Raw genomic sequence first — 227 nt, forward strand, 5'->3', positions numbered from 1 at the left:
GCCAGACAGTGAACGAACTAGCCGGCCGTGCCCACCACCACTGTGGCCAGTTCGGGCCCGAGGCACCCGCCCAGCATCTCGCGCACCACCGCCTCGCCGAACCGGATGCCGGCGTCGAAGCCCCCCGCAACGATGTCGGTCAGCCGGTCGTCCAGGACACCCTCGACCCGAAGCGCCGTAAGCTCGAGGGCCAAACGCCGAAGCCGCGAAATGGAGACTCGTCCGAG

Annotated in this window: 1 pseudogene; it reads right to left on the reverse strand. The window is 69.2% G+C overall.

From position 1 onward, the window contains the following. Positions 1–17: 17 nt before the first annotated feature. Positions 18–227, reverse strand: a pseudogene (locus tag MFF64_RS37500) (LysR family transcriptional regulator); the annotation flags it as partial.

Source organism: Methylobacterium frigidaeris (genome assembly GCF_022179185.1).
Classification (GTDB): domain Bacteria; phylum Pseudomonadota; class Alphaproteobacteria; order Rhizobiales; family Beijerinckiaceae; genus Methylobacterium; species Methylobacterium frigidaeris.